This window comes from Nostoc sp. UIC 10607, from assembly GCF_047228265.1.
Taxonomy (GTDB): domain Bacteria; phylum Cyanobacteriota; class Cyanobacteriia; order Cyanobacteriales; family Nostocaceae; genus Nostoc; species Nostoc foliaceum_A.
On record NZ_JBIQNW010000038.1, the window covers coordinates 16,411 to 43,409 of the forward strand.

At 42.0% G+C, this 26,999-nt stretch carries 26 protein-coding genes; 13 read left to right on the forward strand and 13 right to left on the reverse strand.

The window, feature by feature from the left end:
- Positions 1–411 precede the first annotated feature (411 nt).
- Positions 412–780: a dihydroneopterin aldolase gene (gene folB, locus ACEYW6_RS24820; RefSeq protein WP_190898509.1), complete on the reverse strand. Its 369-nt coding sequence runs from the start codon at positions 778–780 to the stop codon at positions 412–414.
- Between the two features lie 182 nt (positions 781–962).
- Here folB and menD point away from each other — a divergent pair, with 182 nt between their 5' ends.
- Entirely contained in the window at positions 963–2,723 is a 1,761-nt protein-coding gene (menD, locus tag ACEYW6_RS24825; RefSeq protein ID WP_412981853.1) for a 2-succinyl-5-enolpyruvyl-6-hydroxy-3-cyclohexene-1-carboxylic-acid synthase, read from the forward strand.
- A gap of 38 nt (positions 2,724–2,761) precedes the next feature.
- On the opposite strand, the gene ACEYW6_RS24830 is transcribed toward menD, so the two are convergent.
- Both ACEYW6_RS24830 and ACEYW6_RS24835 read right to left on the reverse strand, forming a co-directional pair.
- The gene (locus ACEYW6_RS24830; protein WP_412981854.1) at positions 2,762–3,415 is read right to left on the reverse strand and encodes an alpha-ketoglutarate-dependent dioxygenase AlkB family protein; all 654 of its coding nucleotides are present in this window, start codon (positions 3,413–3,415) and stop codon (positions 2,762–2,764) included.
- An 83-nt stretch (positions 3,416–3,498) separates the two neighbouring features.
- On the reverse strand, positions 3,499–4,383 hold the full coding sequence (locus tag ACEYW6_RS24835; protein ID WP_412981855.1) for an Rpn family recombination-promoting nuclease/putative transposase: 885 nt from the start codon (positions 4,381–4,383) through the stop codon (positions 3,499–3,501).
- Positions 4,384–4,520: 137 nt separating this feature from the next.
- On the opposite strand from ACEYW6_RS24835, the gene menB reads away from it, so the two are divergent.
- Positions 4,521–5,354 (forward strand): 1,4-dihydroxy-2-naphthoyl-CoA synthase, encoded by an 834-nt coding sequence (menB, locus tag ACEYW6_RS24840; RefSeq protein ID WP_163936219.1) that lies wholly within the window; start codon positions 4,521–4,523, stop codon positions 5,352–5,354.
- A 127-nt stretch (positions 5,355–5,481) separates the two neighbouring features.
- On the opposite strand, the gene ACEYW6_RS24845 is transcribed toward menB, so the two are convergent.
- Both ACEYW6_RS24845 and ACEYW6_RS24850 read right to left on the reverse strand, forming a co-directional pair.
- Complete coding sequence (locus ACEYW6_RS24845; protein WP_196513942.1) at positions 5,482–5,796, reverse strand: hypothetical protein; 315 nt, start codon at positions 5,794–5,796, stop codon at positions 5,482–5,484.
- 468 nt (positions 5,797–6,264) lie between these two features.
- Positions 6,265–6,804, reverse strand: a complete 540-nt coding sequence (locus ACEYW6_RS24850) for a DUF721 domain-containing protein (protein WP_412981883.1) — start codon at positions 6,802–6,804, stop codon at positions 6,265–6,267.
- A gap of 167 nt (positions 6,805–6,971) precedes the next feature.
- Here ACEYW6_RS24850 and ACEYW6_RS24855 point away from each other — a divergent pair, with 167 nt between their 5' ends.
- The 7 genes from ACEYW6_RS24855 to ACEYW6_RS24885 all read left to right on the forward strand — a co-directional run bounded on the left by ACEYW6_RS24855 (position 6,972) and on the right by ACEYW6_RS24885 (position 14,666).
- Positions 6,972–8,339 (forward strand): hypothetical protein, encoded by a 1,368-nt coding sequence (locus ACEYW6_RS24855; protein WP_412981856.1) that lies wholly within the window; start codon positions 6,972–6,974, stop codon positions 8,337–8,339.
- A gap of 269 nt (positions 8,340–8,608) precedes the next feature.
- A complete protein-coding gene (locus ACEYW6_RS24860) occupies positions 8,609–9,364 on the forward strand; it encodes a PspA/IM30 family protein (protein WP_412981884.1) in 756 nt (251 codons plus the stop codon).
- Positions 9,365–9,526: 162 nt separating this feature from the next.
- Positions 9,527–10,303: a PspA/IM30 family protein gene (locus ACEYW6_RS24865; RefSeq protein WP_190898533.1), complete on the forward strand. Its 777-nt coding sequence runs from the start codon at positions 9,527–9,529 to the stop codon at positions 10,301–10,303.
- 174 nt (positions 10,304–10,477) lie between these two features.
- Complete coding sequence (locus ACEYW6_RS24870) at positions 10,478–10,813, forward strand: thioredoxin family protein (protein WP_190898622.1); 336 nt, start codon at positions 10,478–10,480, stop codon at positions 10,811–10,813.
- A gap of 64 nt (positions 10,814–10,877) precedes the next feature.
- A complete protein-coding gene (locus tag ACEYW6_RS24875) occupies positions 10,878–12,080 on the forward strand; it encodes an LL-diaminopimelate aminotransferase (RefSeq protein WP_412981885.1) in 1,203 nt (400 codons plus the stop codon).
- A gap of 412 nt (positions 12,081–12,492) precedes the next feature.
- A complete protein-coding gene (locus ACEYW6_RS24880; protein WP_412981857.1) occupies positions 12,493–13,434 on the forward strand; it encodes an NF038130 family PEP-CTERM protein in 942 nt (313 codons plus the stop codon).
- An 809-nt stretch (positions 13,435–14,243) separates the two neighbouring features.
- Positions 14,244–14,666, forward strand: a complete 423-nt coding sequence (locus ACEYW6_RS24885) for a response regulator (RefSeq protein WP_190898552.1) — start codon at positions 14,244–14,246, stop codon at positions 14,664–14,666.
- Between the two features lie 21 nt (positions 14,667–14,687).
- Here the strand turns inward: ACEYW6_RS24885 and ACEYW6_RS24890 are convergent, their stop codons facing one another.
- On the reverse strand, positions 14,688–14,867 hold the full coding sequence (locus tag ACEYW6_RS24890) for a hypothetical protein (protein WP_412981858.1): 180 nt from the start codon (positions 14,865–14,867) through the stop codon (positions 14,688–14,690).
- A 637-nt stretch (positions 14,868–15,504) separates the two neighbouring features.
- On the opposite strand from ACEYW6_RS24890, the gene uvrC reads away from it, so the two are divergent.
- Together uvrC and ACEYW6_RS24900 are read left to right on the forward strand one after the other, a co-directional pair.
- Complete coding sequence (gene uvrC / locus ACEYW6_RS24895; RefSeq protein ID WP_412981859.1) at positions 15,505–17,382, forward strand: excinuclease ABC subunit UvrC; 1,878 nt, start codon at positions 15,505–15,507, stop codon at positions 17,380–17,382.
- A gap of 643 nt (positions 17,383–18,025) precedes the next feature.
- Positions 18,026–18,208 (forward strand): replication restart DNA helicase PriA, encoded by a 183-nt coding sequence (locus tag ACEYW6_RS24900; protein WP_190898562.1) that lies wholly within the window; start codon positions 18,026–18,028, stop codon positions 18,206–18,208.
- Between the two features lie 77 nt (positions 18,209–18,285).
- Here ACEYW6_RS24900 and ACEYW6_RS24905 read toward each other — a convergent pair whose 3' ends face one another.
- The 5 genes from ACEYW6_RS24905 to lgt all read right to left on the reverse strand — a co-directional run bounded on the left by ACEYW6_RS24905 (position 18,286) and on the right by lgt (position 22,516).
- Positions 18,286–18,756, reverse strand: a complete 471-nt coding sequence (locus ACEYW6_RS24905; RefSeq protein ID WP_412981860.1) for a hypothetical protein — start codon at positions 18,754–18,756, stop codon at positions 18,286–18,288.
- 181 nt (positions 18,757–18,937) lie between these two features.
- Positions 18,938–20,032, reverse strand: a complete 1,095-nt coding sequence (gene rlmN / locus ACEYW6_RS24910) for a 23S rRNA (adenine(2503)-C(2))-methyltransferase RlmN (RefSeq protein WP_412981861.1) — start codon at positions 20,030–20,032, stop codon at positions 18,938–18,940.
- Positions 20,033–20,110: 78 nt separating this feature from the next.
- A complete protein-coding gene (locus tag ACEYW6_RS24915; protein ID WP_334770616.1) occupies positions 20,111–20,464 on the reverse strand; it encodes a phenylpyruvate tautomerase MIF-related protein in 354 nt (117 codons plus the stop codon).
- A 162-nt stretch (positions 20,465–20,626) separates the two neighbouring features.
- Positions 20,627–21,418: a precorrin-4 C(11)-methyltransferase gene (gene cobM, locus ACEYW6_RS24920; protein WP_412981886.1), complete on the reverse strand. Its 792-nt coding sequence runs from the start codon at positions 21,416–21,418 to the stop codon at positions 20,627–20,629.
- 222 nt (positions 21,419–21,640) lie between these two features.
- Entirely contained in the window at positions 21,641–22,516 is an 876-nt protein-coding gene (gene lgt / locus ACEYW6_RS24925; protein ID WP_412981862.1) for a prolipoprotein diacylglyceryl transferase, read from the reverse strand.
- Positions 22,517–22,811: 295 nt separating this feature from the next.
- Between lgt and coaD the strand changes: the two genes are divergently transcribed.
- Together coaD and ACEYW6_RS24935 are read left to right on the forward strand one after the other, a co-directional pair.
- Positions 22,812–23,363 (forward strand): pantetheine-phosphate adenylyltransferase, encoded by a 552-nt coding sequence (gene coaD, locus ACEYW6_RS24930; protein WP_190898571.1) that lies wholly within the window; start codon positions 22,812–22,814, stop codon positions 23,361–23,363.
- Positions 23,273–23,941, forward strand: coding sequence for a DivIVA domain-containing protein (locus ACEYW6_RS24935; RefSeq protein WP_190898573.1), 669 nt, complete (start codon positions 23,273–23,275; stop codon positions 23,939–23,941). The genes coaD and ACEYW6_RS24935 overlap by 91 nt, the downstream gene beginning before the upstream one ends.
- 176 nt (positions 23,942–24,117) lie before the next feature.
- On the opposite strand, the gene ACEYW6_RS24940 is transcribed toward ACEYW6_RS24935, so the two are convergent.
- Together ACEYW6_RS24940 and ACEYW6_RS24945 are read right to left on the reverse strand one after the other, a co-directional pair.
- Positions 24,118–25,464 carry a TldD/PmbA family protein gene (locus ACEYW6_RS24940; RefSeq protein WP_412981863.1) on the reverse strand — a complete coding sequence of 449 codons (1,347 nt, stop codon included), beginning with the start codon at positions 25,462–25,464 and terminating at the stop codon, positions 24,118–24,120.
- A 95-nt stretch (positions 25,465–25,559) separates the two neighbouring features.
- On the reverse strand, positions 25,560–26,999 hold the full coding sequence (locus ACEYW6_RS24945; RefSeq protein ID WP_412981864.1) for a TldD/PmbA family protein: 1,440 nt from the start codon (positions 26,997–26,999) through the stop codon (positions 25,560–25,562).

A 26,999-nucleotide genomic window follows, 5' to 3' on the forward strand; every position in this document is an offset into this window, starting at 1 on the left:
TTGAGAAAATTAATATAGTGCGTTGTATGTAACATAATAGTATCCATTTGCTAGAATACTGCTAAAAATTAAACATTATCTGCAATTAAAGAGTTTAATACCGCTTTGTCTACAATTTTTTTTTGTCTCAGTCGGGGTCGAAATTGCCGTCTGAAACTGTCTTAAATTTTGAATGGCGAGTGAAATGGTATTATCTAGAGCTATTTATCACTTCTTGATTAATCAGTAATCACAAATCCTGTGCTCTGAAAATATGCAAATTAAATGCTCATCAGCAGATCACGTGATTTTTTAGTGTTTTGGGTATGAGCCGGTGCTGGGGGCTATGGCAGAAAATATTCTCTTTGTGAGATACTTCCACACTCCACGGAAACCCCCTCTCTTTGCTAGCTTATGGATAGAAAAAACACTTTAGATATTGGACTTACTTTTAGTAAGTTCAATGCTAATTTTGCCGCCAAAGTCTGGAATAGGTGCAGCAGGTTTACTCAGAATGACTTGGACTTTTGTTACACGATCGCACTCTTGGAGAATAGAATCTGCGATTGTTGCTACCAATTTCTCCACCAAAGCAAACTTAGACGTTTTGATCAGATGTTGTATCAAGCTAATGACGCTGCGATAATCTAAAGTGTCTTCGATCGCGTCAGTCTTGGCCGCTGTGGAGATATCCAACCATAACTTCACATCCACCTCAAACCATTGTCCTAGAACCTGTTCTTCTGGCAGATAACCAGTGTAGCCATAGCCGCGAATTCCTGTTAAATGAATGCAGTCCATAAAAGTTTGAGAGCAAATTGTGCATTTTGTAGAAAGTGGAGTCAGTTTGCTTGGAGATTTTCTTTCCCACAAACTCGCGTGGCGGTGTTGGGTTCCATCTCCGCATTTGTCAAACTTTCCCAGATGGATTTTAAATTGAATTTCCCTAGACAAAATCTAAAATTTAAGATTGTTTTATAGCTATGTTTGATTTAATGCCGATCGCCTATAGGAATGTTAATCAACTTTGGGGTTATATCTTAACAGAGACGCTAAAGCGGTTGGGATTGACTTGTGCCATTATTTGTCCTGGATCGCGTTCTACACCATTAGCGATCGCCTTTGCTCAACAAGTACCTGAGATTGAAGCGATTTCCATTCTTGATGAACGTTCCGCCGCCTTTTTTGCATTGGGACAAGCTAAAGCAACCGGACGACCTGTGGTAATTGTTTGCACCTCTGGTACAGCAGGAGCAAATTTTTATCCAGCAGTAATTGAAGCCTCATATAGTGGCGTACCATTGTTGATATTGACCACCGATAGACCACCAGAATTGCGAGATTGTCACTCTGGGCAAACTGTGGATCAATTGAGATTATATGGAAACTACCCAAATTGGCAAACAGAGTTAGCCTTACCCTCCGCCGATCTGGGAATGCTAGCTTACCTGCGACAAACGGTAATTCATAGCTGGGAAAGAGCGCAAACTCCTACAAAGGGGCCAGTACATTTGAATATTCCCTTTCGCGATCCCTTAGCACCTGTTCCTGATGGAACTGACTTAAGTTATTTGCGATCGCAGTTTCAACCAGAAGACTTTTTTGCAGGAATAACAACTACCACGCTATTCTCCATTCCTCATTCCCCATTCCCCATTCCCCAAGAATGGAAAGAATGCGATCGCGGCATCATTATCGCAGGTGTTGCCCAACCGTCGCAACCACAAGAGTATTGTAGAGCGATCGCGCAACTTTCCCAAACTCTCAAATGGCCCGTGCTAGCTGAGGGACTATCCCCAGTGAGAAATTATGCCGAACTTAATCCTTATTTAATTTCCACTTATGACCTGATTTTGCGAAATCAGCAACTAGCAAAGCAGTTACCACCCGAAATGGTGATTCAGGTGGGTGAAATGCCTACGAGTAAAGAACTGCGTACTTGGATAGATGCAACCCAACCGCGACGCTGGGTAATTGATCCTAGTGACCAAAACCTCGACCCTTTGCACGGGAGAACGACGCATTTACGAATATCTGTAGAAGACATAAAGGCAGAGGAGATAAATTTATCTTTCTCCTCAGACTATTTGCAGCAATGGTGTGATGCGGAAACTAAGGTTAGGTTAGCTGTTGATGAGACGATGGGGAAAATAGATGAAATCATTGAGAGTAAAGCAGCTTGGTTAATTTCTCAGATTTTACCGCCAGGAACGCCCCTGTTTATTGCCAATAGTATGCCTGTGCGGGATGTGGAATATTTCTGGAAACCGAATAATTTAGGAGTGCGATCGCACTTTAACCGGGGTGCAAATGGCATAGATGGCACATTATCCACAGCTTTAGGAATTGCCCATCGCCAGCAAAGTAGTGTGATGTTAACGGGAGATTTAGCTTTATTGCATGACACCAATGGTTTTTTAATCCGCAATAAGTTTTTCGGACATTTGACGATTGTGTTAATCAACAACAATGGCGGTGGGATTTTTGAAATGTTACCCATTGCAAAATTTGATCCACCATTTGAAGAGTTTTTTGGCACTCCCCAGGATATTGATTTTGCTCAGTTATGCGCTACTTATAATGTGCAACATGAATTGATTACTTCTTGGCAGCAGTTGCAGCAAAGATTAAACCCGCTACCAGCTACAGGAATTCGAGTTTTTGAGTTGCAGACAAATCGTAAAGCAGATGCTAAGTGGCGACAGGATAATTTAAGAAAGTTTGCAGGGGGTATTGCGATTTAGTTATTCTGATACTAAGCTAAACCTTGCCTAAAAAAGATTCATTTTATGACTCTGAAAGTTAGGTTTATTCTGGGCGTCACAAGTTTTGAAGTTTTAGGTATCTGATGCTGCCAATATTCCTGTGTTTTATCTTTCATAATTAAAAGGCTACCGTTAGTTAAATTTAATTCTAATTTATCTAAAGTTTTATTAAATTTATGTCTGAACTTTAGTTTTCTTTCACCTCCAAAACTAACAGAATAAATTATTGGATATTTACCTAATTCTGGCTCATCATCAGAGTGCCAAGAAATACTGTCTTTACCATCACGATAAAGATTAAGCAAAACACTATTAAAGGAGATTTGGGCTGTCTCTTCAACTTTATCCTTAATGAACAACAACACTGGTGTCCAAGGTATTGGATTCATCGCAATGTTTGAATATGTATAGGATTTACCAGTGTCGCCATACCAGGCAGTTAACCTGGGTAAGTCTATCTCTTTCCCATAGCATTTGATCTTGTCTTGTCGCCAATTAACTTCTATAAATAACCTTTGGAGTATTTCGTGACTTTCTTCTTCAGTAAAATAGCTTGGGTAGAGGATAATTTCTGCATCAGGAACGGAAAGCTTCTCTACCTGCAAATCTGAAGTAAGTGCAAATTGCCCCCAAAGGTTAAGACTTAATTGAGTATTATTATCGTGTTGCATTAAATAAACGAAATTCCCATTTATTTAAGTTATTGCTTAACGCCAATACAGTACACAACATTCCACGTTAAACGAGGTAAAACTTACCCTCCTGGTTGACGTTGTAACCACCCTTCCAAATCAGCAAGAGTAGAGAAATCCAACAAAGCATCACCTAAAGCTTCTAACTGTTCTAGCGACAACACCTGAATCTGGCGCTGAAGCGGCTCAGGAACCTCACCCACCCGTCGGTTTAACAGTCGTAAGATGAGCGATCTTTCTCCTTCAACCTTTCCTTCCTCTCTTCCTTCAACCTTTCCTTCGATCTTTCCTTCCTCTCGTCCTTCTTCCTTTGCTTCCCGAATCGCCCGTGGTTCTTCCAAATTCAGTCCCAACATTTCTGCAATCTCCTCTCGACTTAAGGTAGAAAACTTGTAGACAATTATCGTCGTCACTAAATCAATTATCGCTTGCTCCGATTGTTGCCGTGCTTGTTGTAGCAAAAACCGCGCCCCTTCCACTGCTTCCGTTTCAGAAGTAACATTTGTCAGCAACATCAAACCCAATCCCAAAGGTTGTTGTCGCAAATCCCCCAACTCATCCAGATAAACCCGCCTGACTTGACCACTTTCCAGCAAAGCGCGGTGAATCGAAGAGGAAGAAGGTTCAAGACTGCGAGAAGCAAAAATTATGACTCCAAACCAGTCATGGTAACGGATAGAGTTGCGGTAGAGAAACAAAAACAATTCGTTAAAGAAGCGGTGATATAAGTCTTCGTCCTTCTGAAACTGCACTTCTGCAAAAAAGACGGTTTTGGAAATTGCATTATCGGGAGGTAAAAACACTCCATCAATCCGAAACGCCGTTTCTTTCACCTCAACTGATTCAAACTGGTAATTTTCCGCTTCTGGGGGTGGTTCATCTACTAATTCAAATAGCAAACCGGGAAATTGCTTAAATAATTTATAGAAGATGGTGTCACGTCGCATTTTTATTCCTCAACACCCAGACAATTACCAGATTGTAAAGGCGACACGAATTTTAGCGTAGGCGTAGCCCACCGCAGGTATCGCATGTCCCTGCGTCCGCGATAAAATTCTCAAGCACAACAGCGCACTCCATACCAATGCAAATTAACTGGCAAACTGCCAAAACCTACGAAGACATCCTGTATCAAAAAACTGATGGCATTGCGAAAATCACCATCAACCGTCCCCACAAACGCAATGCTTTCCGTCCTGAAACAGTCTTTGAGCTGTATGACGCTTTCTGTAATGCTCGTGAAGATACTACTATTGGTGTTGTCTTATTTACTGGTTATGGCCCACACACTGATGGCAAATATGCTTTCTGTTCTGGTGGCGATCAAAGTGTGCGGGGACATGCGGGTTATGTGGATGACACTGGCATCCCTCGCTTGAATGTGTTGGACTTACAACGCCTGATTCGTTCCATGCCGAAAGTGGTAATTGCCTTAGTAGCTGGATATGCGATCGGTGGTGGACATGTCCTACACTTAATTTGCGACCTTACCATCGCTGCCGATAACGCCATTTTCGGACAGACTGGCCCGAAAGTCGGCAGTTTCGACGGTGGTTTTGGAGCCAGCTATCTCGCCCGCATTGTCGGGCAAAAAAAAGCTAGAGAAATTTGGTTTCTCTGCCGCCAATATGATGCACAACAAGCCCTAGAAATGGGCTTAATTAATTGTGTCGTCCCAGTCGAACAACTAGAAGCGGAAGGTATTCAATGGGCGCAGGAGATTTTAGAAAAAAGTCCGATCGCAATTCGATGTCTCAAAGCCGCATTCAACGCTGATTGTGACGGACAAGCTGGTTTACAAGAACTCGCTGGCAATGCCACCCTACTCTATTACATGACAGAAGAGGGGTCTGAGGGCAAACAAGCGTTTCTCGAAAAGCGGCCACCAGATTTCCGCTCTTTTCCTTGGTTACCTTAAAACTGCAAAAATCGCACCTCACTAAAGGGTGCGATTTTTGTAGATGTCAACGTTTACAGCACTAAAAATCTTAAAAACAAATCTTATCTTAAGCAAACTACAAAATCAGTTCAGTAATAATGGATGACTAAATAACCACTGCTTTATTCTTTACCTGTTCAGATACAGAGGCAGCTATTTCCTCTACAGGGGCAAGAGCAGCATTTTCTAAATCTGAGGCTAAGGAGTGAGAAGATGTTAAAACTGGGGCAGCATCTGGCAAACTCCAAGCATCTTCCAAGGTTTCCCAAGAAGGTGCAAAAGGTGGAAGCGCCAAAGAGCAAGCTTTCCAAGTTGCTTGAACTGGTGCTCCCAATTGCTGGCACGTTCCGCCACGGCGACCCTCTGGCTGGTAATGACGGCAATATCTACAGGCAGATGCTAAAAATTTAATGGGTTTCATTTGGATTCATCTTTAGTGCCGTTTCCGGCTGAATTTCATCCTTATATTTTGCTTCTATATATAAAGACGGATAAAAGCCAAAAAGCCATTGTTTTCTATAGGTTTCAGCGATCCCGACGAAAAAATAAACTTTAGGATATTTTTATATTCTTGTTATATTTTTAAATAATGCTTAGAGTGGTTGCCTATAGATATTGGCTAAAACTTATTAGGGATCAAGACTAAAACCAAAGCTTTTGATTTCTCTAGCCTTTTAACTTCCTCCTTAAGGATAGCTTAAGGCAGATAATTTCAGATAAATTGTCTGCCTTTGATACCACGTTAGGCATATTTTAGCGGTGAAATACATTTTTTCTTAAGAATCAGAACTATTTTGTGTAGCAGTAACAAGTTACTTTAGGATAAATTATGCTCAACGAATAATCGCTAAACTATTTAGTTTTTAATTTAGGTTAGGACTGATTCCCTTCAAAACTGTTTAGCCGCACAGACAGAACAGACTTCCCAACGCTGGAGTTCGCCGGGTGGGGTGGGAGATTGACACTGGGGACAAAGGGGTAAGCCATGCGATCGCGATCGCATGATCTTTGTCCAATGCCCAAAAGCAGCATTTACATCCTTAGTGGGTGTAACATCAGGGCGGCTAATCTCATCACCAAGGTAACTGGGATGCTCATGAGGCGAAACCGTTTGTTGCTGTTTTCTCTCCACCGATGGATTCTGCCAGTTAGCAGTAGAGAAGCGAATATCAACCAAAGGTGTTGGCAGGTTTTTATTCAACTTTAAAAGCAGAGACGAGCGGCCAAAAGTCAGGTTTTGCGCCCAAGCAGCACTAGAAGTTGCTACCAACAAAACATCGCGCTGAATCGATAATGGTCGAGTATTGGCGGCAACTACTGGGCCAACAACTTCTGGCCAAAACTTGAGCAGGCGTTGAAATGGTTGCTTCTGCCATTTAGCCTGCTTTTCTAGAACGCCTAAAATATCATTAATTGATTTCAACGACATCATTCAAAGTGCTGAGTGAGGAGCAAGGGAAAAGAGTTTTCCCCTCTGGAAGAGCAGCACCCTACCTGCCCCTATGCCCAGTCTATCTATTTAGATAATTTTCGCTACTATTGTCACAAATATATCTAAAGTTAATTTCAGCAGTCTACGTTTGAGGCACAGAGACAATGACTCAAAACCCCCTGAACGATTCCGGTACTCAATCATCTAAAACACCTGGGTTGAAACCAGCACTAGCAGCAGCACTAGCGAGTTTAGAGGTGCCGCTAGATCAAGAGTTAGCTCGATACCGACGCACGCGAACTGGTTTGGTGTCATCAAAACAGTCCCGTGTCGCAAGTTACATGAGCAGTCAACCCCAGCCGTTGAATGCCATCTCTACAACATCGGGCACAACTCAGTCATCAGTAACGGAAATCAAAACCAACGTGCCGCCTGCATCTGTACCCGTGAATCATCAGGTAACCCCAGCGCCAGCTACGGCAAAAATTGACGTACCACCCGCATCTTCTGTAGCTGCGAATCCTCAAAAAAACCCAGCGTTAGCTACGGCAAAAACTGAGGAACTAAATAATTTCAATGTGCCCTCCACCTCAGATTCTGCTAGAACACAAACTCAACTTCCACCACCACCGCCCAACTTTAGTAGCAGCATTGTGCCAGCAGTTGTTAAAGATACTAAGAGCGAAAATCTCTTACAGCCAGATAACACCCCTAAGCACCCAGATGACTATTTGGAATCCAGTGAAGCACTGCTGCGAAGTCTGACAGAAGAACAACCAGAAACTAAGAAACCGAGCAGCAATTCTAGCGATAGTCTGCTATCACCTTTGGGTATCGGCTCAATGTTGCTGCTTTTGGTGGCGAGTCTTACCTTGGGTTATGTAGTGTTCAATCCCAAAAGCTTGTCACAATGGAATTTAGCCAATTTGTTTAACGGTAACTCGTCTTCTGCACCAGAAAATACTGAAGAAGTTGGCAGTAATATCCAACCTCAGAGCCAGCCACCAAGCACATCTATACCCAAGTATCCCAATCTAGCTGCTAAAGAGTTTCCTGAGGTGAGAGACCCTAATGATGTAGTTGGCTTAAAACCCAAAGTCCAACCAACCCTCGCAGTAGTACCTAATCCAGTCGTTCCCCAAAACCTCGCAAATCCACAAGCGGCATTGCCTGAACCCAACACAGCCCTAAAACCGACAAATCCGATCGCTTTAGCACCAGTACCGATGCTACAGCCTTTGCCTCCCCTAAATTTGCCTCCCACTTCACCGCCAAAAACCTCGCCCAGCCCAATCGCAACCTCACCAAAGCCGGATGCAGAAATCAAACCAGCAACAGATGGGTTCTATCATGTAGTGATAGATAATAAAGACGCGGCTTTAGCCTCAGCACGGCAAGTAATTCCCGATGCTTATTTATCACCCAACAAAGAATTGGTTTATTTGGGTGCTTTTAAGACTAAAGAGCAAGTACAACAACATTTGAAATTGTTACAGGCAAGGGGAATCAAGGCACGGATTCAGCAGCCATAAGTTGCAAAAATCTACGATACGATGAGATAACAGTCCTGAGTCATGAGTGCTGAGTCCTGCGTAAACAGGACATGGGTACAGGAGGACACGAGGACATTTTAATTATCCGCGTTGCCGCATTTACTACTTTCCGCGTCCTCTTGGTAAAGTCAAGAGTTTTAATACTCAGCACTAAGTTTAGTTGGGATGTGGCATCTACATAATCTGCGGTGATGAGTAATTATCAAAACTCATTACTCAGCACTGAATTTCGTGAATGGAGAGCCGACATGGAATTAATCAAGCGTATCCTGCGGGTGATTCGCGCTAATCTCAATAGTTTGATCGGCAGTGCAGAAGATCCAGAAAAGATTCTGGAGCAAACTGTCTTGGAAATGCAGGAAAATCTGGTGCGGTTGCGGCAGGGCGTAGCACAAGCGATCGCTACCCAGAAACGCACCGAACGACAAGCAGCGGCTGCCCAGTCTCAAACAGAAGAATGGTATCGCCGCGCTCAATTGGCCTTACAACAAGGCAGCGAACCTCTAGCACGGGAAGCTTTGACTAAGCGCCAAGCCTATAAAGAAACCACTACAGCCCTCTTTTCCCAGATAGAGCAGCAAAACGATATAGTAGCTAGGCTAAAAAAGGATATGCGATCGCTAGAGTTAAAAATTTCCGAGGCGAAAACAAAAAAAGATATGTATATTGCTCGCGCCCGTTCTGCCGAAGCGTCTTATCGCCTCCAAGAAATGCTTGGCGGAGCTTCTACCACCAGCAGTCTGAGCGCTTTTGAGCGCATGGAAGAAAAAGTTTCGCAAATAGAAGCTAAATCAGAAGCGATCGCTCAACTTAGCAGCGACGACTTGGAAACACAATTTACTTCTTTGGAATCTACTAATGATGTGGATGCCGAATTGGCAGCAATGAAGGTGCAGGCTTTAAACGAGGCAGAAAACATACAGCACAACAGTCTCCTCACCCAGGAGAACCAGAAGACAGAGCCGCCTCCCCAACAGCAGTTACCTAAAACTCAGGACTCTTGAAGTTCTGCTAATGACCCCACTTTGGAGATATCTTAACAATTAAGAGCTGTTAGAAGGTACTGATTCAAACTGGAAAGATTACATTGAAATAGGTAGCTATTAAAAAGTAAAAAAGCTAACTGTCCAACAAAAAGCGTAAACCACACAAGGAAAAACAAAGTTATGGGATTATTCGATCGCATTAAGCGAGTAGTTAGTTCTAACCTCAACGACCTGGTTAACAAAGCCGAAGACCCTGAAAAAATGCTAGAACAAGCCATCCTGGAAATGCAGGAAGACTTGGTTCAGCTGCGTCAGGGAGTAGCCCAGGCGATCGCCGCCCAAAAACGTAGTGAGAAACAGTACAATGATGCCCAAAATGAAATCAATAAGTGGCAACGCAATGCCCAACTGGCCCTGCAAAAAGGTGATGAGAACTTAGCGCGACAAGCTCTAGAGCGCAAAAAAACTTATACTGATACCAGCGCCGCCCTCAAAGCTAGTTTAGATACCCAAAGCACTCAAGTTGAAACCCTCAAGCGCAACTTAATCCAGCTGGAAAGCAAGATTTCTGAAGCTAAAACCAAGAAAGAAATGCTCAAAGCTCGGATCACCACTGCCAAAGCCCAAGAGCAACTTCAAGGTATGGTGCGGGGGATGAATACCAGCAGTGCAATGTCTGCCTTCGAGCGGATGGAAGAAAAAGTCTTGATGCAAGAAGCCAGGGCCCAGGCACAAGGAGAGTTAGCAGGTGCAGATTTAGAAACCCAATTTGCCCAGTTGGAAGGTGGTAGCGATGTTGATGATGAATTGGCAGCTTTGAAAGCGCAAATGCTACCACCTGCTACTCCAGTCACTCAAGCACAACTGCCACCGCAACAAGAAACCACTCCTCCTAAGTCTAATGAGGTGGTTGATGCCGAGTTGGATTCCCTACGCAAGCAATTGGATCAACTGTAAAATTGGTAGAAAACTTAATTGAGCTAGTCCCACACCTATTGGCTGTGGGATTTTACGTCATTAGTCAATAGTTAACAATCAAAATAACTATGAATTATTGACTATGGACTATTGACTACTTTGGGATAAAGTATTGTGTGTGCCAAATTTGATCGCCACCTGATGGAGACTGCAATGAGTAAGGCTGTAATCACCATAACTGATGCTGAGTTTGAAACAGAAGTGTTAAAAGCTGAACAGCCTGTGTTAGTTTACTTTTGGGCTTCCTGGTGTGGGCCTTGTCAATTGATGTCCCCCCTAATTAACTCAGCTGCTATCAAATATAGCGATCGCCTCAAAATCGTTAAAATGGAAATTGACCCCAATCCACTTACTGTTAAGCAGTACCAAGTGGAAGGTGTACCAGCCCTAAGACTATTTCAAGACCAGGAAGTTTTGATCTCCACTGAGGGAGTCATCGGCAAAGAAAAATTACTTGCTCTTTTAGATACACACTTAAATAGTAATTAGTCAAAAGTTCATAGTCCAAATGACTAAATAACTAATGACTAATGACTAATGACTAATGACTAACATGCAATTTGCAAAACGTTTACAACCCCTGCAATCAAATGTATTTGCTGATATGGACAGAGCCAAGGCAGTCGCTTTGGCTGCTGGACAACAAGTAATTGATTTGTCGTTGGGGTCTTCTGATTTACCAGCCGAGGCACATGTCATCGAGGCGATCGCCGAATCTCTTCACGATCGCAGTACCCACGGCTATCTGTTGTTTAACGGTACCCAAGGATTTCGCCAAGCCGCAGCCAACTGGTACGAACAAAAATTTGGACTCAAAGTCGATCCCCAAACTGAGGTACTACCTCTGATTGGTTCTCAAGAAGGCACTGCCCATTTACCCCTAGCAATACTCAATCCAGGAGATTTCGCTCTCTTGCTCGATCCAGGATATCCCTCCCATGCTGGGGGAGTTTATTTAGCTAGTGGTCAAATCTACCCGATGCCACTACGAGCAGAAAATGCTTTTTTACCTGTGTTTGCTGACATTCCCGCCCCAGTCTTGGCCCAGTCGCGGATGATGGTATTAAGTTATCCTCACAATCCCACCGCTGCGATCGCTCCTTTATCTTTCTTCCAAGAAGCTGTCGCCTTCTGTCAGCAACACAATCTCGCCCTAGTTCACGATTTCCCCTACGTAGATTTGGTATTTGAGCGGACTGGGGAGCAGAATTTTTCTGCTCCCAATCCAAAATCCTTAGTACCTTCAATTCTGCAAGCAGACCCAGAAAAAAGCGTCTCAATTGAATTTTTTACCCTCTCCAAGTCCTACAATATGGGCGGCTTCCGTATTGGCTACGCCATCGGTAATGCTGAGTTAATTAACGCCTTACGTCAAGTAAAAGCCGCTGTTGATTTTAATCAGTATCGGGGAATTTTGAATGGTGCGATCGCTGCTCTAACTGGGCCTCAAGCTGGGGTAGAATCTGCTGTCGCTACCTTCCAGCAGCGCCGTGATGCTTTTATCAGTGCTTTACACCGCATTGGCTGGAACGTTCCTACTCCCAAAGCCACAATGTACATCTGGGCGAAATTGCCTTCACCTTGGAATCAAAACTCCATAGAATTTTGTACCCAGCTAGTCAAACAAACTGGTGTAGCTGCTTCCCCAGGTGCTGGCTTTGGCAAATCTGGAGAAGGGTATGTCCGTTTTGCCTTGGTGCATGAGCCACCTTTGTTAGAAACTGCTGTGGAAAGAATTGCCCAATTCCTTCATTGATTTTCTTCTCAAACTAAACGCTAAGGATTTTTGGCGGCAAAGTCCACGAATAGAACATGCGGTAGGGGTGCACATTTGTGCGTCCTTACTAATCACCGTATTATACTGTACATCAAAATATTATATTATTTTTTATACAATATACTTTAAAGAAAATATGTAATTCGACGTATAAAAGCATCAAAATATTCTTCATTTTTTTATTGATAATCAGAAGGAACTTTACCCAATCAAGTCTCCCCGTTTCTTAAACTAGGTTTGTACGCTCAGATACCAAAGATGGCTAACAATGCAGGTCGCGTTTTTAAGCGGTCGTATTGCCAAAAAGCCTGTAGTCAAGACAGCCCAAGCCTAAAAACGGCAGTAGTTTAAAACTTAACTTCCAAACTGACAGAGACTTGAAAAAATGAAGATGACTTTTCAGAAACTTGTAATTGGTGCCTCAATGGCTATTGGTGTGAGCGCTCTTACCACTGTACCAGCACAAGCTGGAACACTCACTGGTGCTAGTATCGGTGGAACAGCAGCAAGTGATTATTCTGTCTATGATGTGTCAGGTAACAGTACTGTACTTGTGCCAAGTACCCAGACAAACGTCCAGAAAGTTCTGGATGGTAATGCTACAAATCCCACTGGAAACGTAGAGTTACGAGCCACCACTGAGCAGCCTGGTTTTGATTTCACCAAAAATACCACCTTGACGGGGCAAATTGGTGGCAAAAGTATTACTCTGAGCAGTCTGACAGCAACAGATTGGTTTAGTACTGGGTCAGGATTGAGTACAAGCTATGGAGCAAATAACTTTGCAAATACCTGGTTTAACGAATTTTATAATGCAGCTGGTCTAGCAACCAATGAATCTGCAATTAAATTGGCAATAGGACTACCAAGTTTTACTCCTAGCTCGGCTATCCGCAAGCTAGCCTTTAACGCGTTTTATGGTATAAGTGGTTTCCAACGCTCCAGCGACCCTAATATCTCTTACGTTAATCAAAATGACACCACTGGCGAAATTAAAATTGGGTTAGCTGGTCACTTCAATTTAAAAGATTACTATGCTCCTCTATTAGGAGGCTTTGGTAATTTTCTCAAAAATGGATTCCAAGCCAGTGAAGTTGTTAAAGTTACCTACAATGACAAGACTGATTTCCTTTACAGCTTTTCTGCTACCAAAAGTGAGCTAACGAACAGTTTAGGATCAGGTGCTGATAAATTTTCTCATAGTGGCAACTATGAAGTTAGCATAAAAGGTGTACCTCCCGCAGCAGTGCCAGAACCATCAATAATCCTCGGTCTGCTGGGTGTTGCTGGTGTGTTTGCTACCCAACGCAAATTTAAAAAAGCATCTATTTAAGATTACGGGTTCAAAACTACAAATAAAAAAGGGAGCTAACAGCTCCCTTTTTTTATGAATACTTTCTTCTAGCTATAGCAATCCATTTTGATTTCTGAACTTACTTGCGTCAGCAAGCAATAGGCAACGGGAAAGAAGGTTTTTTAAATTGGGCTGAGTTTTTTCAAAAATCAAATATGAGTCCTATATTTACAAAAACATTTACAACAAACCGTTTGTAAGGGTCTACATATCTACACCACTACCAACATATTTGTAACGCAATTTCGCAAAATGGTATGGCTTACCTTAACATCCAGATGTAAACTGTTTTAGGAAAGGCAATTAGTCTACCATTAGTTATATATATGTCAGCTTAAATAACCGTCATTGCAACCGTTTGCAAGTACTTCTGCTAAAAAAGGGAAGCAATCACAAAGTTTTTGGGATTGCTAGCCTACGGGAATGCCAAAGGCGAACGTTTTACTTCGTTACACTCGCAATCATAAATGATAAGTAATTAGCTGGGCTTGATATTACAGTACTACTTAAGTAGTTTCACGCATAAAGCTTGGACAGTTCAATTTTTAAAAGTAGTAGTTTATTTAATACTATAAATTGTAAAAAGCTCGTAAAGAAAATATTAATTTTTAATTAATATTTTCTTTAAGCATACTATTATTAAGTATTGAAGTGCACCTAAATTTAATTTATTAATATATTTGGCTAGATTATATAAGCCAAATTTCTATTGTTTTAACAGTTTAAATGCACTACCGTTCTAGTTTATGGTAAGAAGTGTTGGTTTTTACATAAGATAATAGATAGCAATGACAGCACGATTATTCAATATAGACCAGCCATTGCGGTCACACAAAGTTAGACGAGTTTTGCTAGTTGAAGACCATTATCTCAATAGGTTGTTACTGACTGACTATCTAAATTATTGTGGGTACGATGTCCAAAGCTTATCAGAAGGGTCTGCTTTTTTCTCGACTATAGAGAAATTTCAACCAGATTTAATGTTATTAGACTTGAAACTGCCAGATATTGATGGTTATTCACTCTTAAAACAAGTCCAGCAAAAACCTGATTTGTCAAAAATACCTATCATTGTAGTTTCAGCTTTTGCTTTTAAAGCAGATCAAGAACTAGCTCTAAGTTTGGGCGCACGCCGCTATTTTGTCAAACCTCTAAAACTCAAGGAGCTGATACTTACAATCGAAGAAGAGTTGACTTATCTTCACAGATAAACTTTTCTGTTGGGCGTTCATTTATTCAGCTTTTTGCTCTACAATAAATTCTTCAACTTGCTCACTAATATGTTGTATAGAACTACCAATTTTTGAAATTTTATGTTGTATTTGCGCTAACAACAAAACTGCTGTTTGCAGCTCATTAAGCGTTTCAGCCATAGCTTCCCGGTACTGGGATTCAAAGTCTTGCAAATTCATAGTTTAGCTGTTGAATGAAATTATTATAATTGCTATATTTCCAATCATATTCGTAAATTTACCTTACTAAATCCGTTAAATCGCTTAATATTATAAGTTCATACAAAACCCAGGATATTGTATGATATTTATATAATCGATATTTAAAAACAATAATTAACTTTAATAATAAAAATAAAAGCTTAACTCAATCAATAAAAAAATAATTTCTATATAAAAATGAATTTCCAAATAAGAAATCTTTGTTGATTTTAAAATCTTAATTATAGATTCAAGAAGCCAAGTTTTTATTCTGACAGTACCAGCCGCGGACTGAGTTCACGGTTAGACAAACTTTCGTCTGCTCCAAAATTTTGATGCTTACAGCAGGGCATTTAGTACGCTGTGGCAGAAGTTACCTAGCTTTCCTTAAGTACTCCCAGCCTTGTTAATTGAGATGGTAGCTGGATTTACGCCATGCTTGCTGTACTAGGTCGGAAACCAAGCCCCCCTGCGGGAAGCCGCAGAAACGTTTATAGACTTCTCTGTGTGTGGACTAAAAGCCTGCCTACTTTATATTTACTTGATAATAACTCTGTTAAATCGGCACGAAAAAATAATTTTTCTTAAAATAGAGAAAGATTACCTAATTTTGGTTGTGACAATATCTACTCAAATTTTACCACTGGTTAAAGAGCCAGAACGACTGGAAAATCGTCTAGCCGAAATTCCACCGGAACCGGGGGTTTATTTCATGCGGGACAGGAGCGATCGCATTATATATATAGGTAAATCACGTAAGTTGCGATCGCGTGTCCGTTCCTATTTTCGAGATGGCTACAACAAGACTGAACGCATAGCCACGATGGTTAAGTTGGTGACAGAAATTGAATTCATTGTCACTGATACTGAAGCCGAAGCCCTAGCGCTAGAAGCCAATTTGATCAAGCAGCACCAACCATACTTTAACGTGCTGCTCAAAGATGATAAAAAATATCCCTATCTCTGCATCACTTGGTCAGAAGATTATCCTCGAATTTTTATTACCCGTAAACGCCAATTCGGCAAAGAAAAGGATAAATTTTACGGGCCTTATACTGATGCTGGTTTATTGCGAGAGATTGTCCGCATCTGCAAGCGGATCTTTCCACAGCGACAACGACCTCAACCACTTTTTAAAGACCGTCCTTGCTTAAATTATGATTTAGGGCGTTGTCCGGGCGTGTGTCAACAGATGATTTCACCAGAAGAATATCGCAAAATTGTGCAAAAAATAGCGATGGTCTTCCAAGGGCGAACTCAGGAACTGATTGATATTTTGACTCAACAGATGAACGCAGCAGCTGAGTCGCTGAACTTTGAGTCAGCAGCGCGGATTCGCGATCAAATTTCTGGATTAAAGTCGCTGACGGCTGACCAAAAAGTTTCCTTACCAGATGATACAGTTTCGCGGGATGCGATCGCACTGGCAGCCAACGAACAACACGCCTGTATTCAAATATTCCAGATTCGCGCTGGGCAATTAGTAGGACGTTTAGCCTTTGTGGCGGATGCTCATGCAGAACCGGGAGCTATTTTACAACGAGCTTTAGAAGAACATTACCAAACTGCTGACTCAGTGGAAATACCTTTAGAAATTTTGGTACAGCATGAGTTACCAGATGGCGAGATATTGGCAGATGTCTTAACTCAACGTAAAGGCAAAAAAGTTACAATTTTGACTCCTTTGCGGCAAACTAAGGCAGAATTAATTGAGATGGTAGAGCGAAATGCCCAGTATGAATTGCAAAGAATGCAAAAATTTGGCGATCGCAATCACCAAGCAATGCAAGATTTAGCAGCCATTCTCGATTTACCAGATGTACCCCACCGCATCGAAGGTTATGACATTTCCCATATTCAAGGGTCAAATGCTGTAGCTTCACAAGTTGTATTTATCGACGGATTACCCGCCAAACAGCACTATCGCCACTACAAAATAAAAAATCCCACTGTAACGGCGGGACATTCAGATGATTTTGCTAGTCTTGCTGAAGTTATTGGGCGGCGGTTCCGCAAGTATGGAGAAGATCCTCAGTTATCACGTTTGGGTAATCCAGATTGGCCTGATTTAATCATGATCGATGGCGGTAAAGGTCAATTATCATCAGTTGTCGCCGTTTTGCAAGAGATGAATTTATTAGAAGACTTGCGAGTTGTAAGTTTAGCGAAGCAGCGAGAAGAGATTTTTTTACCGGGAGAATCTAAACCCTTGACAACTGATGCAGAACAACCAGGGGTGCAGTTGTTGCGGCGGTTGCGGGATGAAGCGCATCGATTTGCAGTGAGTTTCCATCGTCAGCAACGCAGTGATAAATTGAAGCGATCGCGTTTAGATGAAATTCCTGGCTTAGGACATCATCGACAAAAGCAGCTACTAGGGCATTTTCGCTCAGTTGATTATATTCGGCAAGCAACAACCCCACAACTCGCTGAGGTTCCAGGAATCGGGCCGCGTTTAGCTCAAGAAATTTACGATTATTTTCATCCTGCTTGAGGAGATTAGTACAACACGGCGTAAATCCAGTTACCATCTCAACAAGACTTGGGGTTTAAACAAGGGGATTTTGCCCCTTGTTTAAGGTAGGTAAACTTCTGCCATAGTTTACTAGTTCCACTCTCACAGATGATTTAATTAAGGTTGTCTGTGAGAATTTAAGCTGTATAGAAACCGTAAATTTACGGTCTTTGATAAGTGCGGTAGTTTTGATTAAATTCTCTCACCACAATTTAATCTCATAAATCTTGTTAGCGAATATTAACTAAATCTTAAGATAAATATTTTGTTACTAAATATACAGTAATTTCCTGGTTTTAATTTTTGAATACAAGAACGGCTTTTTTTGTATTCGTCTGAACTGACTATAAATAAGGCTTTCTCAAGGCATTCCTCATAGGGATCAGTAAATAACTAAACAGCATTTAATTAAAAATTAATTTATGTATCTAAAGTAGGAGGGTAAGATCACTTAAATTAGAGGATAATAGACAGAGATATGAAAAAGTTTTCAAACCTGAAATTTTGTTTAAAATAATCAGCCAATATTAGCGCCGTTTGTTAAGTTGGGTCAAACCAAAATTTTTGCTAGTTTAACTGGCAGTTTTCTCAAATAAAAATAGTTACAACCAGGGGTTTTCAAATGCAGACAGTACAAAAAATTTACTGCCCAAATTGCGGCTGCCAAGCAGAACGTTATTATATTTCTGATAGTCAATTAACTCGGACACAATGCCCTAGTTGTGACTACTTGATGATTAGTTGCACTCGCACTGGCAAAGTGATCGAGGCTTACGCACCAGGAATTTATGCACAGCAGCGCTAGTAATTAAAGATTAAAAATTGGAGAAAATATTCTCTAATTTTTAATAATAAAGTTACTTATCATAAACTTTGAACACTTCACAGGTTGTCCTTCTGTTGTCTAAGTTGTTGCTGTCGTCTCTGTTCTTGTAATCTCAATTCTTGCTGTTGTCTAATTTGTTGATCTTGTCTGAGTTGTTGCTGTTGTATTCTTAGTTGTTGCTGTCGTGTAAAATCTTGGCGTTGTCGTGTAAATTCTTCTTGTTGTAGTCTCAGTTGTTGCTGGCGTCTCAGTTCTTGCCGTTGTTGTGTAAATTCCTGCTGTTGTATTCTCAGTTGTTGTTGTAATTGTGGTTGCTGGAGGTATAGCCGTAGCCATGTTTCCTTAAATTGCTCTTGTGTTTGCTGATTTCGCTCCTCTTGTTGTCGCCTCATTCTTTGTTGAAAGGACTCAGTTTGTTGAGGATTTGGCTGAATTACTTGTGCATAGGCAGGAGAATTAATCGATAAAGCTTTGGCAAGCACAATCAATAGTAGCCATGCTTTAACCATTAATAAGCGGTTCAACATGCAGTTATTTCCTCAATTGTTATAGGTTGGGTTGAGCGATCGCTAAACCCTTAAAACGTCAACATTATTTATAAAGGATTTCAGGCGGTTTTACACCATAGATAAACAGAGATCAGTTCTCAGAAGACATCTGTCTTGATCTGCGGTTCCATGTTTATTCATAAAATTGGCTGCAAGAGGTTTAATTCTTACTTGCTCTCAGTTGTCCACAAGCCGCATCGGCTTCTAAACCACGGGAATAACGGACACTAACAGCAGTATTTTGCTGCTTGAGGACGTTGACAAATGCTTGAATGCGATCGCGGTTGGGGCGTTTGTAGTCTACTTCTTGGATGGGATTATAAGGAATCAAATTCACATGACTTTGAAATCCTCGCATACATTTTGAAAGTTCCAATGCGTGTTCTGGTAAATCGTTGACACCAGCCAGGAGAACATATTCAAAGGTAACGCGGCGGCCAGTGATTTCTACATATTCTCGACATTCAGCCAATAAATCTTCTAGAGGATAGGCGCGGGCGCTGGGGATGAGTTTTTCTCGCAGTGCTTGGTTGGGTGCGTGGAGACTAACAGCGAGAGTGATTTGCAAATTGTTTTGCGCGAACTGACGGATGCGATCGCGAATACCAACTGTAGAAACTGTAAGCGATCGCTGCCCAATACCGATATCTTGATTCAGGGATTTCAGGGCTGCTAATACATTCTCAGTATTCAACAACGGTTCACCTAGTCCCATGAACACGACATTGCTAACCCGTTGCTGAAAATCTTCTTGCACAGTTAACACCTGATCGACAATTTCATGCCGTGCTAGGTTGCGCTTGTAGCCTCCCTTACCAGTAGCGCAGAAATCACACGCCATTGGGCAACCCACCTGAGTAGAAACGCAAACTGTCAAACGGGCTTTTGGGCCTTCTCCCCTTTCTGCAAAGGTGGGGATACCAACAGTTTCAATAATTTGATCGTCTGCTAATCGCAAAAGATATTTGACTGTGCCATCGGGTGCCTCAGAGCGGTAATGTAAAGTTGAGCGCCCAATGGGGATTTCTGCTACTTGTGCACGCCATTGCTTGGAGAAGACAGAAATATCAGCTAGCGATCGCACTCCCTTGTCATAGATCCATTCATGCAGCTGCTTTGCTCTGTAAGTAGGTTGTCCTTGCTGCTCCACCCAAGTACTTAACTCCGCAAGAGAAGCACCGAGAAGAGGGGGAATTAATTCTGATTTTACTGGGTTGTGTAACTCAACTTGAGATACAAAAGGCGTAGCAGACATAAAAAATCAAGAGTTGATGTAGGATCTCTATCCTACACCTGCGAGATTAACTTAGACTTGACCAAAGAAGACGGGAAATTACCCAAAGGTTGTGCCGTTCCAGCCCCACATTGCACCTTTAGCGTCTGCAAATTCTATATAAATTCGATTTTTCGGCACACCTAGAGTTTGGTTAATCTGCTGGCAAAAGTCCTGACTCATTGCTGCGGTTTGATCTGGCTTCATTGTGCCGATGCTTTTAATTTCAATGTAGCAAACTGGGTCTGTATTCCCTGCAAAAGTCATAGGAATTTCTGGCTCAAAAGCAGTCATTACATAGGATTCTGGTTTTCCCAAATGTTTTGCTAACTTGGCTGATAGGTTTAAAAGCATTGATTCAATTTCAGCTTTTTGAGGAGCCGATGCAGAAGTTTGCACTTTAATTAATGGCATAATACTGAATTGGGATTTGGGATTTTATTCACATTGTTAAGTTTATCGTTAGGTGAGGCAATGGGGAGATGTAGGGAAGCAAGGAAGAAGAGTTTTCCCTCTGCAAGAGCAGCACCCTGCCCCTTTGTATTTTTTCAATGCCCAATGCGCCATGCCCAACATTTAGTTATGAGATGAGCGAAATAGATGACTATGTTCGGGATGGTATAAACGCGATCGCCCTTTTGTTGTCGAGAGGGCTGGACTGATTATATAAAGTGTAGTGCGAATTAGTTTTTCTTTATGAGTGCAGTCGGCCATTTCATTCAGGGGAACAACCTTAATTTTTTCATCGGGCCATCCGATGCGAAAGCAAATTGCAATAGGGGTTTCGGCTGGGTAATGTTCGAGTAGTTTAGCTTCGGCATTTTCGACGTGACGCGCACTGAGATATAAGCAGAGGCTAGCCTGATGTGCTGCAAGAGTAGCTAATTCTTCAGTGGCGGGGACTTCTGTACGTCCACTAATGCGTGTCAAAATTATGGTTTGGACTAAACCTGGGACAGTTAGTTCTACTTTGAGTTTGGCAGCAGCAGCTTGAAAAGCGCTGATACCAGGTATGACTTCAAAAGGAATATTTGCCTCTGCGAGGAGGTGCATTTGCTCGTGGATGGCGCTGTAGAGACTAGGATCGCCAGAATGGAGACGGACTAGAGATTTATTTTGCGATCGCACCCTATCGATCATGATTGACAAAATCTCTTCTAAAGTCTGATTAGCAGTCCTAATTATTTCCGCATCTTTTCGGCAAAGTTCTAAAATCTGTTCAGGTACTAAAGAATCAGCAAATAAAATCACATCAGCAACAGCCAGTAGCTTCTGCGCCTTCACCGTTAATAAATCAGGATCTCCAGGGCCTGCTCCGACAATATACACAGACGGTTCTATGGCATATAGTGTTTTTTCATAACTCAGGTTTTCTGTATATTCACTTTTAGAAGAACACACGGCAATCCCTCAAAAAACTTTTTTGATATTTTCTCAGTATCTTTCCGGATTTACCCTCTTTCCCTAGTAGAGAGTAATGGTAGATGCACCCTGGTTAAGCCCTAGAGAATACTCTGGGGCATTTTTTATTTTTTGAATATTGAGCATTGGGCATTAGTTATTCTTTCTTCCCTTGCTCCCCCTGCTTCCTCATCCCCTCATCTCCCCATCTCCCTTAGGAGTAGGAACTACATCGGGTAAAGGGCGTTTGAGTAAGTAAAGCCAAGCTAATCCAGCTAATCCAAATAAAATTCCTAGACTACTGACTACTTGTGCCATCCGTAACGGCCCCAGCATCAAGCTATCAGTGCGAAAACCTTCGATCCACAAGCGTCCTAAGCTGTAGGCTGGCCAGTAAACTAGAAACAGCGTGCCTACCTTCAAACGTAGCTTACCGGATAAAGACCGGAAAAACAATGTTATGAGCAGTGCAAACACCGCTAAATCCCATAGAGATTCGTACAGGAAGGTGGGATGAAAGTAATCAAAACTCGCATATTCTAGAGGACGATGGTCTGGTGGAATATACAGCTTCCAAGGTAAATTAGTAGGATCGCCAAAAGCTTCAGAATTAAAGAAATTGCCCCAACGCCCGATCGCTTGCCCTAAAATCAGCGAAGGCGCTACTAAATCTGCTAGTTGCCAGAAAGAAACCTGCTTAATTTTGGCAAAGATTAATGCAGCCAAAACGCCACCAAGAATTGCTCCATGAATGGCAATACCTCCTTCCCAGATAGCAAAGATTTTTCCTGGAGTTGGGGCATATTTTGACCACTCAAAAAAAACGTAATATAGCCGTGCGCCAGGAATCGCCCCAATCAACAACCAAAAAAACAAATCGCCTAGCAACTCAGGATTAACATTACGGCGCTTTGCCAAATGCTGGGAAAGGATGACGCCAATTAACACTGCTGTGGCAATCAATAAGCCATACCAGCGGATAGTTAATGGCCCTAATTTCACCAGAATCGGTCCTGGAGAAGTAAATTGAAATGCCAAAGGCAAGGTGGAAAAATCCAGTGCCATGAAAAATTACCTAGAAAAGTTCGTTAACTACCCGCGCACTTTGCTAAGTACGGAGTTTCTTTGGTCTTGAATACTGGAACTGCACTTCAATTCTCCACAAAATTGTGGGGACATAGGTAAAAAACCAGTATCCATATTTAGGAGTCTAGTTCCTAACGCCTAGTTGAGCATAACTTGCGCCACTAAAACAATTGAGTTTAGCATCCTTACTCAGAGCGCAAGATGGTAGATTTGAGTAAGTTACACAAAAGAGTTTCGATATAATCACCTAAACAACTTTGATATATCTAAAATTGTGATTGCTATTTATCCTGGTAGCTTCGACCCCATCACCTTGGGACACCTTGACCTCATTCAGCGCGGTAGTCGGCTGTTTGAGCGGGTAATTGTCGCTGTACTGCGGAACCCCAACAAAATGCCACTTTTTAGCGTGCAGCAACGGCTAGATCAGATTAGTCTTTCTACACAACATCTACCTAATGTAGATGTAGATAGCTTTGATGGTCTTACCGTTAACTATGCCCAAATGCGACAAGCACAAGTTTTGCTGCGGGGTTTACGGGCTGTGTCAGATTTTGAAGTGGAACTGCAAATGGCTCACACCAATAAAACTCTTTCTACCCAAATAGAAACAGTTTTTCTTGCAACCTCAAATGAGTATAGTTTTTTAAGTAGTAGTGTGGTAAAAGAGATTGCAAGGTTTGGTGGCTCTATCGATCATCTCGTTCCCCCACACATTGCCCTAGATATATACCAATGCTACAATCACAAATCTCCAATGTTGAACCCAATCTCAACGGAAGCAATCCCCCCCCTCAAGAGTATCTCAGTGGAGAGGGAAGCATAGATATTCAGCAGGAACTCAACCGCCTAGAGGAAATGGTTCTCTCTAGTCTCAGGATTCCGCTGACGGGACGCACTCTCATAGATGAAGAAAAGCTACTGGATCAGCTTGATTACATCCGGCTTGCCTTACCATCACTTTTTCAAGAAGCAGCAGCTATCCTCGACCAAAAGGACGAAATTCTCCTGGAAGCGGAAGAGTATGGACAGCAGGTTGTTGAGGCCGCGCAAGCAAAAAGAGCGCAAATTTTAGCTGAAAGCGATATTATTCACCAAGCAGAACAAGAAGCTGAACAACTGCGGCGACAAGTACAACAAGAGTGTGAAGCAATAATGCAAGAAACCCTCGCCGAGATTGACCGTAAGCGGTATGCTTGTCAGCAAGAGTTAGACCAAATGCGACAAACTGCGATCGCTCACGCTCAAGAAATTGAAGATGGGGCTGATGCATACGCCGATGGCATCCTGGGAAATATTGAGCAGGATCTCAAGGATATGTTGCGAATTATCACCAACGGACGACAACAATTGCAAATTGATAACCTCACACAGCGCAATTCACCTCCTGGCAAAAAAAGATAGGAGTTTTAACGAGAGATGGGGAAAAATTATAGGTTGGGTTTCGCTATTGCTTAACCCAGCAATTTTTATCAAGGAAGACTTTTGGGTTTTGATACTCGAAGCTAAATCTACCTCTGAATAGGTTTAAAATTTTAGCTTACGCCAACACCTACCCATTGACGCAATTTAATATCTAATTACAGGGTGTAAGTAAAATCTTCTACCAGCATACCTGGAACTAAACTACCTCCAAGTTGACGACTATCATATGTACCTACTTCGGGAATGAATTCTTGAAAATCTGTCAAAGCTACTAAGTTTTCTCCCCAGAAGCGATAGAGACTTTCATCAAAACGTAAGTTTTCAATGGGAGCAATAATTTCTCCATTTTCTACCCAAAAACAAGCATAACGGGTCATACCTGTGATTCTACCAGTTTGGCGATCGCTCCAATTCAAGTAATGTAAATTCGATACATATAATCCTGTATCTAAACTCGGAAGAATCTGCTCAAATACTAAATTTCCAGTACTCACTTCTGGTGCTCGTAAAGTCTCTGAACTATTAGCACCGTTGGCAATTTTTTGATATTCCTTAGCAGTCCGAGAATTCACCAGAGTATTTACCAAATGTCCTTTTTCTATTACAGGTAACTCCGGTGCTGCTATTTCTCCTAATTCATTAAATCGCGGCACTAATCCCCGCTGAAAGTTTTCTTTCAAACTAAATCTTGGAGACAGTTGTTTTTCTTGACGCGATAAAGCAGCTAAAGCGCTATTTCCTTGTTGGATATCAGCTTCGCTTACTGCTCCCCAAGAAAGCATTAATAATAAATCTGCAACAGCAGCAGGTGCAAAATAAGTTTTGTATTGTCCCCGCGGCAATTCTTTCGCTGGGCGAGAAAGCAATTCGAGTTGCTTTTTGCCTTCGCTGATTTTGGCTATATAAGCAGATTCATCCCAGTCACTTCCTGCAAATGTGCCCTTAACTGCTTGTCCAGAGTTGGAAAATAGAGAATAATCTAAGGTAAAAGAATCAGTAGCAAACCAGTGTTTTTGTCCGTTGGAATCACCATAAGCTTTAACTACCACTCCCCCTGCATATATCCCTGTAAAATCCAATTCAGCAACTAATTCTAGCAGAGTTGGTACTACTGCTTCCGCCGCTAATAAATTCCCAGAATGTATTTCTCGACTGGAATTATTTCCTGATGGCAAAACTAGATATGGATCGATGGGTAATAGAATAAGTTCGTCACGTAGTTCTTGCAAAGCGGCATATGCTAACTGCCAATCTACGTCCCAATTTCCAGTAAACGGAAACTGCCGAACACTGCTACGCTGATCTGCCATCAAAGTCAGTTCGATCCAACCATCAGCAACACAACCAGTTTGGCGCACTTTTGCATGATTAAAACGAATAAATTGACTTCTTTCACTGCTGAGTTTCACAGTAAATTGTTCACTTTCGCCTTTTTTAATCAGCAGAGTTTCAATCAGTTGATTAAAGCTGACTTCTAACGCAGATAATTCCTCAATTTTCATGGATATTAAATATTAATAGGGAAATAAAGAGAGGGGATGAGAGTTAGGAGCGAAGCCGGACATTCTCCGCTCCTAACTTTGCAATTAGCACTTTTTCAAGTTCCTCCACCAAAAACTTCGACATTAGCAAATACACAAACAGGTGAACCATGTCCTACCCAAATAGCCTGATTTGGTTCTCCTTTACCACAATAAGGAGTACCATACATTTGCCAGTTGTCAGCATTTCCTACTTGGATTAAGCTGTGCCAAAACTCTGGTGTTGTGGCGCGATAGTTAGGATTGCGGAGGGTTTTGGTGAGTTTACCATTTTCAATTAATTTAGCGTACTCGCAACCAAATTGAAATTTGTAGCGGCGATCGTCAATTGACCAAGAACGGTTAGATTCCATGTAAACGCCGTGTTCTATCCCGCCAATAATGTCTTCAAAGCTGGCGTTTAGAGGTTCTAAATTCAAGTTACCCATGCGATCGATCGCAGGTCGATTCCATGAGGAAGCACGGGCACAGGCAACTCCTGGTACACCTGCTCTTGCTTGACTCTCCAGACTGCCTACACCTCGCTGGAGTACACCTTCTTTAACCAAATACTCCCGCGTTGCTACAGCACCAGTATCATCAAAGCCATAGCTAGCAAATTCACCAGGCACGGTGGGATCAAAAGTAATGTTCATCAGCGGCGAACCATATACTAGGTTGCCAAAATCACTTTTATTAACGAAGCTGCCCCCAGCATAATTACGCTCATCTCCCAAAATTCGGTCAATTTCTAGGGGATGTCCGACACTTTCATGGATTTGCAGCATCATTTGATCTGGGGCTAAAACTAAATTGGTACGGGTGCTAGGACATTCATCTGCTGTCAATAGTTCTACTGCTTGTTCGCCAATTTGCCGCACCCGATGCCATAAGTTTTCTTGTTTTAAAAGTTCTAATCCACCTTGATAACAGTTTGCCTGAGAACCATTGTTACTGCGTTGCTGTACAACCACCCCATCTTGGGCGGTGGCTCCATAATGAGTGCCTATAGATAGAGTTTTTTGATAGACTTCTGAGCCGTTGCTGCTAATAAACCAAGACTCCCTCTCAATGGTGCTAGCACTGGCTATAGTTTGCACAATCTTGTCGTCAACTTTCAGCGTTTGGCAAATTCGAACCAGTAAATCGTTGATTTCTCCAGGACTCAAAGCATCTAATGGCTCAAGGAATGGAGATTTATATTCACCAACCACTTTCGGGCGCTCACTTTCACGGAAGGGATGTATCCACCATTCAGTGGCCGCTAGTGCCTGTTTATAAGCTGTTTGGGCAGCAGCTTGGAGGGAAGACAGTTCCAGGGAGTTAGTTGCTGCATAACCCAGACAGCCATTTACCAAAACTTCCAGCATGGCTCCTATGGTGAAGGATTTGCTATTTACCTGGGGTAAGCCGTCACGGACTGAACGGGTTGTAGAAGTCTCCTTTACGGCTCTGATACCGATCCAATCAGCAGGAATGTCGAAACTAGCGATCGCTTTTTTTAGAGTAATCCACAT

Coding starts and splice junctions, on each gene's coding strand:
- lgt (WP_412981862.1), bottom strand. CDS start 22,516: ATGGCACTGGATTTTTCCACCTTGCCTTTGGCATTTCAATTTACTTCT.
- ACEYW6_RS24860 (WP_412981884.1), top strand. CDS start 8,609: ATGGAATTAATCAAGCGTATCCTGCGGGTGATTCGCGCTAATCTCAAT.
- ACEYW6_RS24865 (WP_190898533.1), top strand. CDS start 9,527: ATGGGATTATTCGATCGCATTAAGCGAGTAGTTAGTTCTAACCTCAAC.
- menD (WP_412981853.1), top strand. CDS start 963: ATGTTTGATTTAATGCCGATCGCCTATAGGAATGTTAATCAACTTTGG.
- menB (WP_163936219.1), top strand. CDS start 4,521: ATGCAAATTAACTGGCAAACTGCCAAAACCTACGAAGACATCCTGTAT.
- ACEYW6_RS24830 (WP_412981854.1), bottom strand. CDS start 3,415: ATGCAACACGATAATAATACTCAATTAAGTCTTAACCTTTGGGGGCAA.
- ACEYW6_RS24905 (WP_412981860.1), bottom strand. CDS start 18,756: ATGTTGAACCGCTTATTAATGGTTAAAGCATGGCTACTATTGATTGTG.
- ACEYW6_RS24855 (WP_412981856.1), top strand. CDS start 6,972: ATGACTCAAAACCCCCTGAACGATTCCGGTACTCAATCATCTAAAACA.
- rlmN (WP_412981861.1), bottom strand. CDS start 20,032: ATGTCTGCTACGCCTTTTGTATCTCAAGTTGAGTTACACAACCCAGTA.
- ACEYW6_RS24870 (WP_190898622.1), top strand. CDS start 10,478: ATGAGTAAGGCTGTAATCACCATAACTGATGCTGAGTTTGAAACAGAA.
- ACEYW6_RS24945 (WP_412981864.1), bottom strand. CDS start 26,999: ATGTGGATTACTCTAAAAAAAGCGATCGCTAGTTTCGACATTCCTGCT.
- ACEYW6_RS24885 (WP_190898552.1), top strand. CDS start 14,244: ATGACAGCACGATTATTCAATATAGACCAGCCATTGCGGTCACACAAA.
- ACEYW6_RS24835 (WP_412981855.1), bottom strand. CDS start 4,383: ATGCGACGTGACACCATCTTCTATAAATTATTTAAGCAATTTCCCGGT.
- ACEYW6_RS24940 (WP_412981863.1), bottom strand. CDS start 25,464: ATGAAAATTGAGGAATTATCTGCGTTAGAAGTCAGCTTTAATCAACTG.
- ACEYW6_RS24915 (WP_334770616.1), bottom strand. CDS start 20,464: ATGCCATTAATTAAAGTGCAAACTTCTGCATCGGCTCCTCAAAAAGCT.
- ACEYW6_RS24845 (WP_196513942.1), bottom strand. CDS start 5,796: ATGAAACCCATTAAATTTTTAGCATCTGCCTGTAGATATTGCCGTCAT.
- ACEYW6_RS24900 (WP_190898562.1), top strand. CDS start 18,026: ATGCAGACAGTACAAAAAATTTACTGCCCAAATTGCGGCTGCCAAGCA.
- ACEYW6_RS24935 (WP_190898573.1), top strand. CDS start 23,273: ATGCTACAATCACAAATCTCCAATGTTGAACCCAATCTCAACGGAAGC.
- ACEYW6_RS24875 (WP_412981885.1), top strand. CDS start 10,878: ATGCAATTTGCAAAACGTTTACAACCCCTGCAATCAAATGTATTTGCT.
- ACEYW6_RS24890 (WP_412981858.1), bottom strand. CDS start 14,867: ATGAATTTGCAAGACTTTGAATCCCAGTACCGGGAAGCTATGGCTGAA.
- ACEYW6_RS24880 (WP_412981857.1), top strand. CDS start 12,493: ATGACTTTTCAGAAACTTGTAATTGGTGCCTCAATGGCTATTGGTGTG.
- ACEYW6_RS24850 (WP_412981883.1), bottom strand. CDS start 6,804: ATGTCGTTGAAATCAATTAATGATATTTTAGGCGTTCTAGAAAAGCAG.
- folB (WP_190898509.1), bottom strand. CDS start 780: ATGGACTGCATTCATTTAACAGGAATTCGCGGCTATGGCTACACTGGT.